The 14856-nt window shown below is 55.6% G+C and carries 19 protein-coding genes; 13 read left to right on the top strand and 6 right to left on the bottom strand.

The window, feature by feature from the left end:
* Nucleotides 1-105: 105 nt before the first annotated feature.
* The 3 genes from ACGYLO_RS19085 (at nucleotide 106) to ACGYLO_RS19075 (ending at nucleotide 2805) form a co-directional block, all read left to right on the top strand.
* The gene (locus tag ACGYLO_RS19085) at nucleotides 106-1425 is read left to right on the top strand and encodes an AAA family ATPase (protein ID WP_394377208.1); all 1320 of its coding nucleotides are present in this window, start codon (nucleotides 106-108) and stop codon (nucleotides 1423-1425) included.
* Nucleotides 1426-1456: 31 nt separating this feature from the next.
* A complete protein-coding gene (locus ACGYLO_RS19080) occupies nucleotides 1457-1873 on the top strand; it encodes a hypothetical protein (RefSeq protein WP_394377207.1) in 417 nt (138 codons plus the stop codon).
* 80 nt (nucleotides 1874-1953) lie between these two features.
* Nucleotides 1954-2805 carry a DNA polymerase beta superfamily protein gene (locus ACGYLO_RS19075; protein ID WP_394377206.1) on the top strand — a complete coding sequence of 284 codons (852 nt, stop codon included), beginning with the start codon at nucleotides 1954-1956 and terminating at the stop codon, nucleotides 2803-2805.
* Here the strand turns inward: ACGYLO_RS19075 and ACGYLO_RS19070 are convergent.
* From ACGYLO_RS19070 to ACGYLO_RS19060, 3 genes are all read right to left on the bottom strand, one after another.
* Nucleotides 2780-3478, bottom strand: coding sequence for a hypothetical protein (locus tag ACGYLO_RS19070; RefSeq protein ID WP_394377205.1), 699 nt, complete (start codon nucleotides 3476-3478; stop codon nucleotides 2780-2782). The two genes, ACGYLO_RS19075 and ACGYLO_RS19070, sit on opposite strands and share 26 nt — an antisense overlap.
* A gap of 68 nt (nucleotides 3479-3546) precedes the next feature.
* Nucleotides 3547-4251: a hypothetical protein gene (locus tag ACGYLO_RS19065; protein ID WP_394377204.1), complete on the bottom strand. Its 705-nt coding sequence runs from the start codon at nucleotides 4249-4251 to the stop codon at nucleotides 3547-3549.
* Nucleotides 4248-5720, bottom strand: coding sequence for a hypothetical protein (locus tag ACGYLO_RS19060; protein WP_394377203.1), 1473 nt, complete (start codon nucleotides 5718-5720; stop codon nucleotides 4248-4250). Before ACGYLO_RS19060 ends, ACGYLO_RS19065 begins: the two co-directional genes overlap by 4 nt.
* A gap of 207 nt (nucleotides 5721-5927) precedes the next feature.
* On the opposite strand from ACGYLO_RS19060, the gene ACGYLO_RS19055 reads away from it, so the two are divergent.
* Nucleotides 5928-6596: an NYN domain-containing protein gene (locus tag ACGYLO_RS19055; RefSeq protein WP_394377202.1), complete on the top strand. Its 669-nt coding sequence runs from the start codon at nucleotides 5928-5930 to the stop codon at nucleotides 6594-6596.
* Here ACGYLO_RS19055 and ACGYLO_RS19050 read toward each other — a convergent pair.
* The gene (locus ACGYLO_RS19050; protein ID WP_394377201.1) at nucleotides 6585-7466 is read right to left on the bottom strand and encodes an alpha/beta fold hydrolase; all 882 of its coding nucleotides are present in this window, start codon (nucleotides 7464-7466) and stop codon (nucleotides 6585-6587) included. The genes ACGYLO_RS19055 and ACGYLO_RS19050 overlap by 12 nt on opposite strands.
* A gap of 128 nt (nucleotides 7467-7594) precedes the next feature.
* Here ACGYLO_RS19050 and ACGYLO_RS19045 point away from each other — a divergent pair, with 128 nt between their 5' ends.
* Genes ACGYLO_RS19045 through ACGYLO_RS19030 form a run of 4 tightly spaced genes read left to right on the top strand, consistent with a single transcriptional unit; the run spans nucleotide 7595 to nucleotide 9550 of the window.
* A complete protein-coding gene (locus tag ACGYLO_RS19045) occupies nucleotides 7595-8374 on the top strand; it encodes a thymidylate synthase (RefSeq protein WP_394377200.1) in 780 nt (259 codons plus the stop codon).
* Complete coding sequence (locus ACGYLO_RS19040) at nucleotides 8374-8856, top strand: dihydrofolate reductase (protein WP_394377199.1); 483 nt, start codon at nucleotides 8374-8376, stop codon at nucleotides 8854-8856. The genes ACGYLO_RS19045 and ACGYLO_RS19040 overlap by 1 nt, the downstream gene beginning before the upstream one ends.
* A complete protein-coding gene (locus tag ACGYLO_RS19035) occupies nucleotides 8853-9221 on the top strand; it encodes a hypothetical protein (RefSeq protein ID WP_394377198.1) in 369 nt (122 codons plus the stop codon). Before ACGYLO_RS19040 ends, ACGYLO_RS19035 begins: the two co-directional genes overlap by 4 nt.
* A gap of 20 nt (nucleotides 9222-9241) precedes the next feature.
* Nucleotides 9242-9550, top strand: a complete 309-nt coding sequence (locus tag ACGYLO_RS19030; protein ID WP_394377197.1) for a hypothetical protein — start codon at nucleotides 9242-9244, stop codon at nucleotides 9548-9550.
* Here the strand turns inward: ACGYLO_RS19030 and ACGYLO_RS19025 are convergent.
* Complete coding sequence (locus ACGYLO_RS19025; RefSeq protein WP_394377196.1) at nucleotides 9530-10858, bottom strand: RNA-guided endonuclease InsQ/TnpB family protein; 1329 nt, start codon at nucleotides 10856-10858, stop codon at nucleotides 9530-9532. The two genes, ACGYLO_RS19030 and ACGYLO_RS19025, sit on opposite strands and share 21 nt — an antisense overlap.
* Nucleotides 10859-10894: 36 nt before the next feature.
* On the opposite strand from ACGYLO_RS19025, the gene tnpA reads away from it, so the two are divergent.
* The 3 genes from tnpA (at nucleotide 10895) to ACGYLO_RS19010 (ending at nucleotide 12737) form a co-directional block, all read left to right on the top strand.
* The gene (gene tnpA / locus ACGYLO_RS19020; protein ID WP_394377195.1) at nucleotides 10895-11293 is read left to right on the top strand and encodes an IS200/IS605 family transposase; all 399 of its coding nucleotides are present in this window, start codon (nucleotides 10895-10897) and stop codon (nucleotides 11291-11293) included.
* Entirely contained in the window at nucleotides 11187-11660 is a 474-nt protein-coding gene (locus tag ACGYLO_RS19015) for a rhomboid family intramembrane serine protease (RefSeq protein ID WP_394377194.1), read from the top strand. The genes tnpA and ACGYLO_RS19015 overlap by 107 nt, the downstream gene beginning before the upstream one ends.
* 129 nt (nucleotides 11661-11789) lie before the next feature.
* Nucleotides 11790-12737 (top strand): SCO family protein, encoded by a 948-nt coding sequence (locus ACGYLO_RS19010; RefSeq protein ID WP_394377193.1) that lies wholly within the window; start codon nucleotides 11790-11792, stop codon nucleotides 12735-12737.
* A 93-nt stretch (nucleotides 12738-12830) separates the two neighbouring features.
* Here the strand turns inward: ACGYLO_RS19010 and ACGYLO_RS19005 are convergent, their stop codons facing one another.
* Nucleotides 12831-13004, bottom strand: a complete 174-nt coding sequence (locus ACGYLO_RS19005; protein ID WP_394377192.1) for a CsbD family protein — start codon at nucleotides 13002-13004, stop codon at nucleotides 12831-12833.
* A 197-nt stretch (nucleotides 13005-13201) separates the two neighbouring features.
* On the opposite strand from ACGYLO_RS19005, the gene ACGYLO_RS19000 reads away from it, so the two are divergent.
* Together ACGYLO_RS19000 and ACGYLO_RS18995 are read left to right on the top strand one after the other, a co-directional pair.
* On the top strand, nucleotides 13202-13714 hold the full coding sequence (locus ACGYLO_RS19000) for a murein L,D-transpeptidase family protein (RefSeq protein WP_394377191.1): 513 nt from the start codon (nucleotides 13202-13204) through the stop codon (nucleotides 13712-13714).
* Nucleotides 13715-13764: 50 nt separating this feature from the next.
* On the top strand, nucleotides 13765-14847 hold the full coding sequence (locus ACGYLO_RS18995) for a hypothetical protein (protein WP_394377190.1): 1083 nt from the start codon (nucleotides 13765-13767) through the stop codon (nucleotides 14845-14847).
* Nucleotides 14848-14856: the final 9 nt, after the last annotated feature.

The following is a 14856-nucleotide window of genomic DNA, read 5'->3' as shown; positions in this document are numbered from 1 at the left end:
CTTTCATGTGAGGGTAAAAGAACCCATTGCGAAAATCGATATTGGTATAGGAATTTCATGGGGATTTCCTAGAATACCTTCAGTCATTTCGAGGGAGCAAGACACATGGCCGATTGGCTGAACATGATCCTTGAGGATCGGGTCGACCCCGAAACCTTTCACCTCGCCTTTCCCTGGGCCGAGGAGATGATCTGCTGTCCGCATGACAGCCTCCACCATGCGGAGGGCGATCCTTGGGTTCACACCAAGTTGGTTGTCAGTGAGCTGGTGAACTCTGAAGCCTATCTGGCCCTCCCCGACGACCGCCAGGCGATCCTCCGGCTCGCCGCCTGGTTCCACGATGTGGCAAAGCCCGCGACGACTGAGATCTCTTGGCTGTCTTATCTCAGCGCCCCCAAGGACGACGATGAGATCTATCGACCGACCTCATGGACCCCAAAGAGCCCCCAAGGTGCTTTCCCGACCGTGCCGCTGGAAGACCGGATGGGCCGTGTGCGCGTCCGACAGCCTGGCCATGCCCCCTTAGGTGCCTCAATGGCCTATCAGGCGCTGATAGATGCCGGCGCGGAGGCGCGCGATGCCCGTGAGGTACATGCTCATGTTTTCTGGCATCAGCGGCCGTTCTTTCTGATGAGCGAAAACAACAGGCTCCAGCGCGCGATCCGCTTCTCCCATGAGATTGACCGCGGCAACTGGCACGAGCTTTTGACGCTCTGCCGCGCCGACAACCGTGGCCGGGTCTCGATGAACGCCCAGGAAACCTTGGAGGGTTTCGACTATCTCGAGCTAGGCCTCGAAGAGATGGGCGAAAACATCGGCTGTAATCTCGTCCATGAGCCATGGCCCTTCGAGAGCGAAGAGGCGCGGCTGAAATACCTGCGCGGCAAACATGACGGATCGGCTTTCTTCATGCCAGAAAACCCCAACGGCAGCCGCATGATCATGATCTCTGGCCTACCCGGGGCGGGCAAGGACACATTGATCGCCACGCATTATGGCGACTTGCCAGTGGTGTCGCTCGACGACATCCGCGGCCAGATGGATGTGGGCTGGAAAGACAATCAAGGACAGGTTCTCCAGGCTGGCTTTGAGGCCGCGCGTGTCCATATGCGCGCCGGCCAAGACTTTGTCTGGAATGCCACCTGTCTCAGCAGAACCGTGCGCCAAAAGATCCTCGGCCTTGCGCGGGACTATGACTGCATGATCGAAGGCGTATCCTTGGATATCCCGCTGAATGTCGCCAAAGCCCGCAACCGTGGGCGTGATCGCGCGGTTCCAGACCATGTCATGGATAAGCTTGCTCGCAAGCGTGATCCGATCTTGCGTGATGAGGTCCATAGGCTTTGGAGCGCCGACGCCGAGCATCGGCTGACACCGCTCTTTGGTGTGCCTCAGGAAGAACCTGCCGTGGAGTTATCGGCCTGAAACCTGGACGAACCAAGGAGAACTACAGATCATGGCCTTGAAGAGCGCGACACACTTCGATGAACAACACAGGCAGACCGTCATGGTTCTGGCCACTCTGCGTGCTGTGGCCGCAAGCTGCACCTCCGCGACGCGCCTGTTGGGCAACATCAGATGTGATGACATTATGCGTGCCGTAGATGCGCTGATGCCATTGGACGAGTTCTGGCCTGGCGAAACTCAGGACATCAACCCGGCACATATCTATTCACGGCATGACTGGCGCGACGGCGCCGCATCTGACGAGGTTCTAATGGGCGTTCTTGATTGCGCGCTTCACCACCATCGCGACGCCAATCTTGCAGGCCCGCTGAACGCAGGTGAAGTCCAAGACGCAGTCTACCATGTGCTGACCGGGCGCGACCTATCCGCTGACCGGGAGCCGGAAGAAGATCCTCAACCAGGTTGATGTTCGTCACATGCTTCCCTCATTAATAGGAATTTTCGCACCCTCCTCATAGCTTTGGATCAACCAGAGAGGGCCCCGGCATGACAACGAATGCAATGCAGCAAGCGATCAAAGATGAGATCAAGGATCTTGAGCAGGAATATGGCATCGAGGCCCTGCTCGCAGTTGAATACGGCAGCCGGGCCTGGGGTCTTGAGCATGCCGGATCGGATCACGACATCCGCTTGATTTATCGGGACTCACCCCATCAGGCATTCTCACTGTTCCAAGATAGAGAGATGATTGCCCATCCCACCATGGTTGATGGCGTGGAGGTAGATTTGACCTGCTGGTCCCTGCCAAAAGCTTTAAAGCTGGCCACGGTCTCAAATCCTCAACTGAACGAGTTTCTGGCCTGCCCAGTCAGATACCGGTCGGAGGAGGCCTTTGTCGAAGACCTAACGCGGATCTGCAAGGCAGCCTCCCCGCGGGTCATGGCGCATTACTATCGCGGCAGCGCAAAGAAAAACCTGCTGCAGAAGATCTGCGACCAACGCCAAGTTGATGTCAAAGCCACCCTTCAGATGCTGCGCGGCACATTGTCCGCTCAGTGGATCGTTCAAAACCCGGATCAAGGCGCCTTCCCGCCCGTCGATTTCGAAACTCTTCTGGATGCGGTCGATCACAGCAAGGATCGGCTCTACTTTGATGAGACACGCGCGCAGATCGATCGGCTGGTTGCCCTAAAGCGTGAAGGCGGTCACTGCCGTGATCCGCATGACATCTGTCTGATCGAGCAATTTGGATTGGAAGCTATGGAGAGACTGCCAGAGCAGATTGGTCATCTGGACAATCCATACGTGGATCAGGCGCTGGCCGAACAGGCCTTCCAAAACCAATATCCTCAGATCTTCCCTAAAGAAGAGATCAACTACCCGGAGGTATGCCTTTAAACATCAGTATCCTGGCAACATCCCATTGGATGCCTTCTTGAGTGGCAAGCCTTTGAGAGCCGGCATGCGCGTTGCGCCACTCCTGCATGGTTCGAACCCTATTACCCTCTGGGGTCCTTAGTTTGACTACGATCTTGCAGAAATGTTTTACCCGATCGCCCTTCGATGGCTGTTTAGCCACTCCGCGCCGCCAGCCTTTCCCATGGATCTGCTGCATGACGAAAGAGGTCAGCCGGTAGGAACTCGCCTTTTTGAAGCTCTGAGGATCATCATAGCTCCATTGCTTCACCGTATGGGGGATCTTATCTCTACCCCCAAACTTTTCCTCCATCTGTTGTATGACATCTTGGATGATTTCAGCTGCTTCCGGCGATGTTGGATGCACGCTTTTGTGGGGTATATCTCCCACCCCAAGCGGAATCTTTGCATTTGGCGGATGTGGGTGTCCAAGGTGATAATTCACTACACCAACGATCATGGGTACCATCTTGCGTGGTTCAGCGAGTTCATAGCTCTCAAGGTCAAGGTTAAACCATTGGCCTTTGGTAAAAGGGCCAGAATTCTCGCGCATTTTGTCGGCAAGGATTTCAGCAGCCACGCGCCGGATAAAGGGCGGGCCCTTTTTGTATACCCGTCCGCGGTATGTGAAGGGAAAATACTGTTTCGTGGACAAGAGGAAGACCTTCAATAAGGCGAGATGCCCTGCGAAACTCTTCCAATCGTCTGCTTAGGTCAAGCTTTTCAACGGTTTCGACAAACCTGAGATAGGCGCAAATACTCTGAATGTGAATCCATCATCTCGTCTTTCATGGACGCCTTATCATAGGATCTGTCGTGCAGCTTTTGGATCAAGGCCAGCATTTCTGTCTCAAGGCGCTTCTCCGCACGCTTTGATTCATCCAAGGAAGAAATCTGATAATAGGCCTGACCCTTGAGCATAATCGGAAGCTCTTTGAGAACCGCGGCTTTGAAGCTGTCGAGATGGTCGTGGTAGTTCTGAACATGCTCGAGTTCATGTTCGTAGGTGACGCCATATTGGCAGCTTCCCTGTTTGAGGCGTGGGTTCATCCAGATTTTGGGGGTTTCTTGCCCCGACAGAATGGTCATCTCGGCCACACGCACACAGTATCCTTCGGACGAGCTGATACGCTCCAATGTGAAGCCGAGCTGGAATCCGTAGAACATATTTGCCAAGCCCTGCAACTCACCGTTTGTGGAGCGCAACCCACTCAAATTCTGCGGCTTTGCTTTAGTCAGCTCAGGACTGCGTTTGACGATGTCGGTTTTAATGACAGGGGGCTGCAAACAGGTCTCTGCCGGCTGCTTTGAAGCGGTGAGGTAGAGCGTCGATTTATCAATGAAACTGTCGAGAGCACCGGCGCTCGCGACAGAAGGGGATAAAAAGATCAGAGCCAGTGCCTGCGTGAGTTTTTTGTATGTATTCATTCGGTAACCGGTCCCACGCTATAATCGAAGATGTTAAGGATCTCACCGGGCAAGGACCGCGAGATGATCACCGCCTCGCGCAGGTCCAATTCTGGATCAACCGACAGGTCCAGACGCGCCGGCGGCTGGCGATAACTGATCGAGGCAAAGTTTGCAGCCGCAGTCGCGACATCCCGAATGACACCGCTGACAGACATATTCTCGGCTGCCTTCTCTTCTCTGATCTGATTGATCAAGACTGTCACGGGCATCCCCATGATGCTCGCCGCAGCATCGATGGCGCCATCATCTGTTTGGTCGTAGCGCAACTTGTTCACGTAGACTGGCGGGATCAGGTCGAGCGGGTCAGGGGCCCGCGTATGTTTGGCAATCGCTCCTTCTGGAAACGTCCCCATTCGCAGATCTGCTGTCATAGACGCAGAGAGCAAGCCAGTGATCGAAACGTCACCCTCGGCCAGTACATCTCCGGCAGCCATATCAACGGCCCCCTCGCCTGATAGGATTACGGTCGTGAGGCCACCTTCAGAGAATTTCGCAACACTTTGTGGCGGCAGGACATTGGCTGATCGCACCGTCATACTGTCGACATCGAAGTTGATCTCTCCTGTAGCCGCATTGAGGGTATTCCAGATCTTCATCCAATATCCGGAGCTTTTTGGATCCGCGCGATGCCTCAAGGTAAGCGTCGCAGCGGGCACCAATCCAAGGGCGGAAAACTCGGCATTGAACATACCCTCGTCGATGGCCCAGGCGGTGGCGCCGCCATTGATCAAATTTGCAGCTTCCGACGTTTCAACATTTAAGGAGACCAGCTGTTCGGGATCGGCCGCCAGACTGGCCAGACTGCCTGGCAATGTTGTCTCAACATCAAGGAAGGATGACACGGTGGATGAGCCATCGCCACCCACCGCCTGGTACCCTTGCATGGTAAAGCCAATATCGGCGGAACAGGCAGATGGCGTACCTTTGCTATGCTGGCGAAGCTCCATCCGCGATGCACGATATGTGCTATTGTCATCACGGCTCCCTTCAGGTGCTGCGATGATCATCCCAAAGCCACCGACTTCAACGCTTGCCGGTACACCCACGAAGGGGCAGGCATCTGTGACCATATCAAAGTCCCAAAGAGCTGAGAGATGCGCGCGTCCGCCTTTGAATTTAACCGTGTCCGCGCGCAGTAGAAGGATTTCTCCCTCCGGGTTGATCCTGACGTTCTCCGCATCAAACAGGATTGCCGTACCGTCGAAATCCATCTCGAACAGGCTGATGTCTACCCGGCGACCGTCCTCAAGCCTGAGCACTACATCCTTCAGTGTTTCTGTGGTGCCTTGCTGATACCCTTCCGACCAAGAGATCTCCCCTTTCCCCTCGAGGGATGTCAGAAGAACATCTGTCAACGGTCCCGCTGATGCCGAAGTCGACCCCAGCAAGGCGGCCGCGAGAGAAATGCCGGTGATGTATCTTTGCATTTTATGTCTCCCAATCGGGTATGGAGCCCAGTTTCGCATCTTGTTTGTCATGGCGTTTTTCGCAGATTACCAGATTTTCAGAAGAATGTGAGCATTGCTGCCGATAGATCCACAATTTTCTAAATGCCTTGCTGTTTTTCGCATTATGCCGGACACTATGTAAATGAGAACATACCAGAGGAGGGTGCCGGTAGGCATCGATACGCCATGACAACCGATACCCAAGATAAAAAGACCTACATTTTTGTGGATGGTCAGAACTTCTACCTCTCCGCAAGGACAGCCTTTGGTCTGCGCTATCCCAATTTTGATGTCAAAAGTGTTGCGAATATCATCTCTGAACGCGCCACCGGCCGTCCAGCAGATTACGTGACCTTCTATACCGGCATGCCGGTTCATAAGTTTTCCCCCACCTGGCATGGGTTCTGGACCAATAAGCTGCGCGCCATGGAAGAAGACGGGATCGATACTTTTACACGCCCCCTGCGCTACACCTATGAAACGGACCCTCAGGCAGCCACGGGCTTCAAGATCTTGAGCACCCGCGAAAAAGGTATTGATTTGAGGATCGCCCTGGATGCGATGGAAGCCGCAAGGCGTCCCGATTGCGGTGACATTATCATCGTGTCGCGTGACCAGGACTTCCAAGAAGTGATCGAAAAGATTGAAATCATGTGTGCTTTCGAGAACCGTGAGATTGGTCTTTGGTCTTCCTATCCCGATGGCGGCAATGGACCGTCGCACCTGCGGGGCATTGATGGCACTAAGGAAGTTGTCGTGACCCGTGATGACTACGCCAAATGCATCGACAACCATGATTATCGTGGCACCTACACGCCGCGGCAACAAGCCAGCGAGAGCATGTCACCCAGCTGATGCAATGCGAATAAGGGAGTTTGTCACATCCTCTACACGGGTATGATGTGGCATATGCCCAACGCCCGGCAGGGAGGTGAAGCGTGATCCCTTGATCTGCCCCGACAGCCAGAGGCCATGACGGTCGTGATCGAGGACATCATCCATTGTGCCATGCAGGATCTCCACCGGCATGCTGATATTTCCATATTGCGGGATGATCCGACTCAAAGTCTTCCCAAGAGTGGAGACCTGAAGCATCTGATGGCGGAAAAGACGTTCACGCAGGGCCATCTTCGGCCCAAGATGCTCGACGTAACCATTTGGCACGGGCTCTGGGTTGAATAGCTTTTGCATCGACATTTCGATGAAGCGGGGAGATGAGATGGTGGCCAAGGTGGCTTGCCGGATTGTTTTCAAACGCATCAGCATTTCCACCCCCTGGGCCGCGGTGGGAATATGGGTCGATGATGCGGCCGATACCAAGCAAAGACCATCCGGCGCGGTTGGCCGCAGCGTTGCCATCGCCAAAGCAACAGCACCGCCATAGGATTGTCCAAGAATGATTGGTGCGGTGATGCCGCGCATATCGCAGAAACGCCAAAGCAAAGCTGCCTGCTCGAGGGGAGAGACGACCATTTCCTCATTGAGGCCCCGGGTCCAACCATGGCCAGGGCGATCAACTGCAGTCAGCCGCAAATCCGGCGCCATTCGGGCGAGATGCGGCATGATCCTAAAGCTCATATCCCGCGTCGATCCCCCTGCCCCATGCAGCAAAATCACATCGCGCCCTTGTCCCTGGCTGACGTGGTGCATGTCCCAGCCATCAACCTGCTCGAAGGCGCCCTCTGGAGGGTAGTGACCTTCGACTTCTGCATCTTTGCTGTACATGGCTTAATCCTTAGTGGTGGCGCAGGTTTTTCACGCTGTCCGAAAACATATGCATTCGAATGTGGAAAAGCAATTGCCTCGTTTTTCGCAAGCGCCTATGTGATCAATGAAACCCAAGGAGCGAAGCCATGTATCAGTACCACCAAGCCCTGCGCGAAATCCTCGATTACGGGGACGAAACAACAGATCGAACCGGTACTGGCACAATCAGCCGCTTCGGGATGCAGATGCGCTTTCCCTCCTCTGAGGGGTTCCCAATTGTGACCACCAAAAAACTGTATCTGAAGGCCGTCATCCATGAGCTTTTGTGGTTCTTGTCCGGGAATACGAATATCAAATACCTGCAGGAAAATGGTGTCCGGATCTGGAATGAGTGGGCAGACGAGAATGGGGATCTGGGCCCCGTCTATGGCAAGCAGTGGCGCGACTTCAACGGCGTCGACCAGATCGCGAACCTGGTCGAGATGATCAAGACAAGCCCGGACAGCCGGCGCATGATCGTCTCCGCCTGGAACCCCGTTGATGTCCCGAGCATGGCGCTGCCGCCCTGCCATACGATGTTCCAGGTGAAGGTGCTAAACGGTAAGCTCCACCTTCAGCTGCACCAGCGCAGCGGTGATTTCTTCCTTGGAATTCCTTTTAATACAATGAGTTACGCGCTTTTGAGGGATATGCTTGCCTTGGTGACTGGTTATGAGCCGGGCGACTTCATCCATACGATCGGTGATGCGCATATCTACCTCAATCACATCGAGCAGGTCGAGCTACAGCTGTCGCGGGAGCCACGCGATCTGCCGACACTGAGGTTTGCACGCACGCCTTCATCGATCTTTGATTTTAAGTACGAGGACTTCATCATCGAGGGCTATGATCCGCATCCGCGGATCGCAGCTGAAGTCTCCGTCTGATGCTGACCCTGATTGCAGCCCATGACCGCAATGGCGCAATCGGGAGCCAGGGCACCCTGCCCTGGCGCGCGCCTGGAGATCTTGCCGCTTTCCAGCGCGAAACGCTGGGCGGTGCGCTGATCATGGGACGCAGAACTTGGGAAAGCTTGCCGCGGCGGCCGCTACCGGACCGGTTGAACATCGTCGTGAGTGCGACAGATGTCGACGGTGCCGTCATGGCGCGTTCCCCCGAGGAGGCGATCTCCATAGCGCGCAACCATGGATACCATCGCCTCTATGCCGCGGGCGGTGCTGGCATCTACGCAGCCCTTTTGCCCTATGCCCAGCGTCTCGTCCTGACGGAAGTCGATGTCACGGTCGAAAAACCCGACACCTTCCTGCCTCGGATCGACATGTTCTTTTGGCAGCTGATCTCACGCAGTGTCGTTGAAACCACGCCGCATTGCCTGTTGCGTGAGTTTATCCGCAAGGTGTCGGCATGACGGGGCGCCTCCTGCGCTGCTGCACGCTCTTGCTTCTGGCAGGACCCGCTGCGGCGCAAAATGTGTTGGATCCTAAAGCTTTGGCCGGGATCTATCAGCGGCCCGGGATGTCTTGCACATCCGCCGCACCGGGCGAACCTAACGGGCCCGTTCTGGTGGAGGTAGACAGGCTGGTCATCGGTGGGCTTGAATGCGGCTTTACGGCTCGCAGCAGCGTGGCGCGCATGTCTGCGCTGCTCATCGATGCGAGCTGCATGATTTCAAACCGGCCGAAATCGACGCGCCTCTTCGTGAACAAGGGCAACCGCGGCATCACCATTGTCTCGCGCGAACTGGGCACCTTCGTACTGGAGTCCTGCATGTAGATGCGTTTAATTTCAATGATATGATAAAACGAGATTACATACAGGCATTCGTGCGCCGCGCCACGGCGCTTGCTGCCTTTGTCGCAGTGCTTTGGGTGGTCCAAATCGTCAACTCGCTTTTCAGTTACGGCTTAAACCAGAACTTCGGTTTGATCCCCCGACATATCAGCGGGCTGGATGGTGTCATCGCAAGTCCTCTTCTGCACGGAAGCTTCGCGCATCTGATGGCCAATACACCGCCGTTGTTGGTTATGGCTGGGCTTCTGGCAGCCACGGCCACGCGGGCCTTGCTGGCCGTGAATGCCGTTTTAACATCTTCCACCCCCTGAAGAGAGGTGGATTTCCGACGCATGCAATGGGGCATTGAGCCCCTTGCCTGCGCAGGGAGTTGACGCTTCTACGGGCGCTATTGCGGTCCCCTCCACGTCCAGCAACGGTGTGTTCCACCGCCGTGTTCCCGCCGTCTCGCCCCGGAGGGCGCGGTCGCGGATCACCTTTGCCGCATTGGTATCGGCATTGTCCGCCGCGCCGCAGGCGATGCAGACGAAGACCGCTTGGCTCTTGCGGTTCTCCTTGTCTACATGCCCGCAGGCGGCGCATTCCTGGCTCGAGTATGCGGCAGGAACCTTGACCAGCACGCCTCCGGTCTCCTCCAGCTTGTACTCAAGCATCGTCTCGAACTGGTGCCAACCTACGTTCAGGATGGCCCGGTTGAGGCCGCGCTTCTGCGCCACATTCCGACCTGGCTCTGCCAGTGTGCCACGGGCGCTTGCGACCACGTTCTTCGTCCGGAGATCCTCAATCGCAATCAAGCCATAGTCCCGCACCAAGGAGCGGGAGGTAACATGTGCCAGGTGCTTGCGCGCTTTGGCGTTGCTCGACTTCAGTCGCGCGGCCCGGGCCCGGGCTTTCGCGTAACGTCGCGAACCCCGTCGCTTGCGCGACATTTTGCGCTGCGCACGGCGCAGAGCTGTCTCGCGCGCTGCCATGGTCGCTGGCAGCGATACCTGAGTGCCGTCCGACATCGCAAAGGGCACTGCGACACCGCGGTCGACACCGACAGCACCCGTAGGGATATCGTCTTCGGGAATGTCCCAGCGATGCGAGATCGAGACCTCCCAGCCGCCACCGGCGCCGCGGCGCAGGGTGGCGTTGCGGATATCGACTGCGCCCCTTTCACCGCGGCGCAAGGGCCGGGTGTCGCGGTAACGGATCCATCCGATCTTGGGGATCCTGACCTCGGACCATTTTGCATTGAGCTGCCGCACCGAGATCTCGCGGCCCGCCTGTCGAAAGGCGTCGTTTACACCTTTTCGCCGCGGCGTCGGGTAAGAAGCGCGGCCTTCGAAGAAATTCGCAAAAGCGCGATCGAGATCCATCAACGCCTGGTTCTGTGCGGTCTGGCTGACGGCACCGACCCAGTCATAGGCGGCGCGCAGTTCGCTGAGCTCGCGCGACGACCCTTTGGCGCCAAAGCTGCGGCGGGCGCCGCCTGCATATCGCTTGCCGCTCCAGATCCGCCGCTGCTCGAGGGCGAGATTGTAAACGAGACGCACCACACCGGCCGTCTGCGCCAGGAGCATTTTCTGCTCTGGCGTCGGGCGCAGGGTATAGACATGGGCTCTGATCACTTCCATATATCAAAGGTAAGGTTTGGTCTGAGGAAGCGCAAGATGGAATATCGCACGGGACGACATGTAGCTACATCACTGCATGTGCATTTGGTCTTTGTTACAAAGTACCGGCGCGGAATGCTCGACGATGATGCGTTGGCGCGCTTGTGCGGCACCTTCACTTCCGTCGCCGAAGGTTTCGGCGCGGTGCTGGTGGAATGCGATGGCGAGAAAGACCATGTCCACCTTCTGGTGGAATACCCCCCGACCGTGGCGCTGTCGCGCCTCATCAACTCCATGAAAGGGGTCGGGTCCCGGATCCTTTTGAGGGATCGGCCTGACCTGAAGGCCCATGCCTCCAAGGGTTTGTGGTCCCCGTCCTATTTCGCAGCCAGCTGCGGGGGCGCACCGATCGAGATCGTGCGGAATTATGTGGCCAATCAAAGATCAGCCTCATGACAAATCGCCCCTATCCCTCCCCGCCGTGAACAGACGGGGCTTCTCGGGGGATTGGGTGATTGGAATTGGCGGAGGTCTTGTCTGGCTGTTCGGAAGCACCGCCATTCATATCGGTGCGTCAGGGCTTATCTTCGGCTGGTTCGGTTTCCTGGTGGCGCGCGGACTGGTGGATCGCTCTCTCGTTACCTTGGGTGCAGCCCTGCTTACCGGCTTCCTTTATGGCTCCATTCTTTGGGGCGTTCTGCCAGGTCAGCCTGGCGTATCCTGGGAGGGTCATCTATTCGGCGCCATCGCAGGTGCAGTTGCCGCACTTCTAATCCGGACACATGTGCATGCGCCGCGTCTCAGTGGCGTCGATCAGATGTAAACCAAATCCAAATCCAGGCTCCACCTCCAAAAAGTGGACTTGTTCTTTCGTCGATAGACAACCTAAGGTGGAACTGCCGCATTCCCGGCGTCGAGCCCTTCTCAATCAATTCGAGCAACTGGATTTTATATGAAGCATATCATCGCCGCCACCGCCATCAGTATACTCCCGACTGTCGGGATGTCTCAGGACCTCTCCAGCTTCACTCAGTCCCTCCTTGGCTTCTCATGTGATAGTGAAGATCTACCGGACCTGAATATCGTATTCGGTGAATATGATGGGGCACTGCGCATCATCCACCCGGTCGGGCCAAAGGGGCATTTGGTCGAAAAGACCGGATATGGCTATAAATTCAGCTTAGACACGTCAAACGCTTATATGACGAAGAAAGACGATGGCTGGACATTCCACTATTCTGCAGAAGATGGCCCCTTTGAGGCAGAGTGTTCCTCGATGGGAGACATGCCGAAAGAGCTTTCAATCGCCATCTGGCAGATCGTGCTGGGCGGCTCTGACCTGACAACTGTTCCAACCCAACCGAAACCGGATCTGGCCAAGCTCTGCTTCGATAGTGATATTGGAGCGGCAGATATTGGCGGCCCGTTCGAACTGGTTGCCCCTGATGGCAGCTCCGTTACAGATGCCGATATCATTACAGAGCCTACGCTGATCTATTTCGGGTACACCTCATGTCCGGATGTCTGCCCAATTGATGTGGACCGCAACGCGGCGGTGCTCGAGGTTCTTGAGGAGGGCGGGTATTCTGCCAGATCGGCTTTCATCTCGCTGGACCCGAAGCGCGATACGCCCGAAGTGGTAGGGAGCTTCGCACAGGCCATGCATCCGCGCATGCTAGGGCTGACCGGTTCTCATGAACAGGTCAGAAAGGTGACGAAGGCGTATCGCGTTTATTATAAAGCTCACGCACCTATCGACGGCGAGTATCTAATCGATCACTCCACCTTCACCTATTTGGTCACACCGGATGAAGGCGTTCTGCAATTTTTCAGGAGAGAAATGGCGCCTGAACGGATTGCCAAGCAGCTTTCCTGCTACATCGACGCCAAAAAAGGTTAAAGCACCGATGAGATAAAGAGGGCGTGGCCTAGCCGGAAAGAAACACCCCCAGCCTGACGGTCGGGGGTGCGTATATTCGGGATCAGTCTTCGATCAATCGGTGAGCTTGTCTTTGGCGTCACCGACGCCCTTTTGCACTTTGCCCTCGGCCTGATCGGCCTGGCCTTCGCGCTTCATGTCTTCGTTGTTGGTCAGATCACCGGCTTCTTCTTTGATCTTGCCGCCGATGTCTTTTGCTTTGCCTTCGGTCTGGTCGTCATTCGCCATGATACTGCTCCTTTATCTGTGTAACGGGACAACACCTGCGGCCTACACCAGTTCCATTTATGAGGGCTCAAGTTTCCCGCACAGTCCGGCCGTATCGAGTGGTTCCACAAGACATGTGGAAAACCAAGATCATCCCGTTTCCTGCTGAGAGTAAGACGCATACAATTTGCGAATAAACAAACTCTATGGAGCCCCACATGAGCCTTTTGACTCGGCGGAACTTGCTTACCGGCCTCTCTGCGAGCCTTATCACACCCAGCCTTGCCGCACCGGCTATTGCGAAAAGCACCACCAGACAGCACGTCACACAGGTACAGGTTCGTAAGGCCGCCAGGAAAATCGATTTGATTGGCGGCGGCCGCGTATTGCGCAGTTACGACATGCGCCTGGGGTTCTCCCCGATCGGCAAGAAACGCTTCCAGGGCGATGGAAAGACCCCTGAAGGGGCCTACCGCATCGACCGGCGCAATGCTCAGTCCAAGTTCTATCGTAGCATCGGCATTTCCTACCCCAACCGTCACGACATTTCTTATGCCCGCGCCCATGGACGCAGCCCCGGGGGCGCCATCTTCATTCATGGTCAGGTGAATGGTCACAGGCATACCCAGCAACACGACTGGACTTTGGGCTGCGTGGCTGTTTCCAACCGCGATATGGATGAGATTTGGCGTTTTGTGCCTGTAGGATGCGGGATCACGCTTTTCAGCTGAAGTCTTTCGCAATCGGCCCATAGGATGTTTTCGAACATGGAGAATACCCGATGAAAAAAGCTATCAATGAGCTGGCCAGGTCCTTTGCACCAATGATGTATATGGTTGGTCAAAAGCCCAGCCCTGGTGAACGGTTCCGGCAATTTCTCGTTCGGGTTACCGACGAGAAGCCTGAGCTGTTCAAAAACCACTATCTGATGAAGGCGGCGGAGCGGCTACAGCAAATTTATCCCATTTTAAGTCTCGAAGACTTTTACGAATTCAAAAGACAGGAATCAGATCACGTTTTTGATCAGTATGAGAAAGCTCTGCGGGCCTATGTGTCTACAGGTGATCCCAAGAATTCGCTTAGAGCACTTCGTGATGGAAATATCGAGCTTCGAGATCGCTTCCACCGCATGGTGACGTCTGATACGATCTCCAAGATAACGAATGGCAAGAATGACGTTTATGAGGCTCTCATAGAGGTCGATATGCTCGCTGACATCTCTTTTGCACGTTTCGTCCGCGATGCAGATGAACTGGTTGCGGTCACCGATAATAAATATGATTTGAAGCAAATCCTCGAAGACCTGAATATTTCTGTCGAGACCCGTGAGGACTTTGAAGCGCTTCTCGATAAGCGCGATGTGCTGATGGAGCATAAGGGCCTGCGGTATGTGGCGCAAAAACTCTCCTCTGCTATTACCCCGCATCTTTCGCGAGAGGATCGTATCGAACCTCAAGATATCCGGCGTCATTTTGAGTTGAAGAACTCTGCGCCAAAAGATCAGACCTGCACCCCGGCCTCCGTTGCGCTGCCCGGCCTGATGTCTCCGGCGAACCTGGCGCATTTGATATCTGCCGTTGATACGCCTGACAAGCTTGAGCTCGAGGATATCAAATCCATCATGGACACCTATGGCCAGGACCTGGCCCCATTCAACAAGGGTGCTGAAAGCTTTGAAGCTCTGCTGGCCGTAGAACAGGCAAGCATGACCGATTTCATGGCGCGCATGGATTCATCACGTTATCACGGCGAACTCGGCCGACTGCCCTATGCTGATGAGGAAGTCGAGGTGGAACGAAGCCCCGATGGGATGATCCTGCGCGCACGCATTATCGAAGAAAAAGAACTGATCCCTGAATTGTAAAGTCAGCTG

Source organism: Sulfitobacter sp. 1A13353 (assembly GCF_043557255.1).
GTDB classification, from domain to species: domain Bacteria; phylum Pseudomonadota; class Alphaproteobacteria; order Rhodobacterales; family Rhodobacteraceae; genus Sulfitobacter; species Sulfitobacter faviae.
The sequence above is the reverse complement of the archived record's forward strand: the minus strand, read 5'-3'. Positions and strand labels throughout refer to the sequence as shown.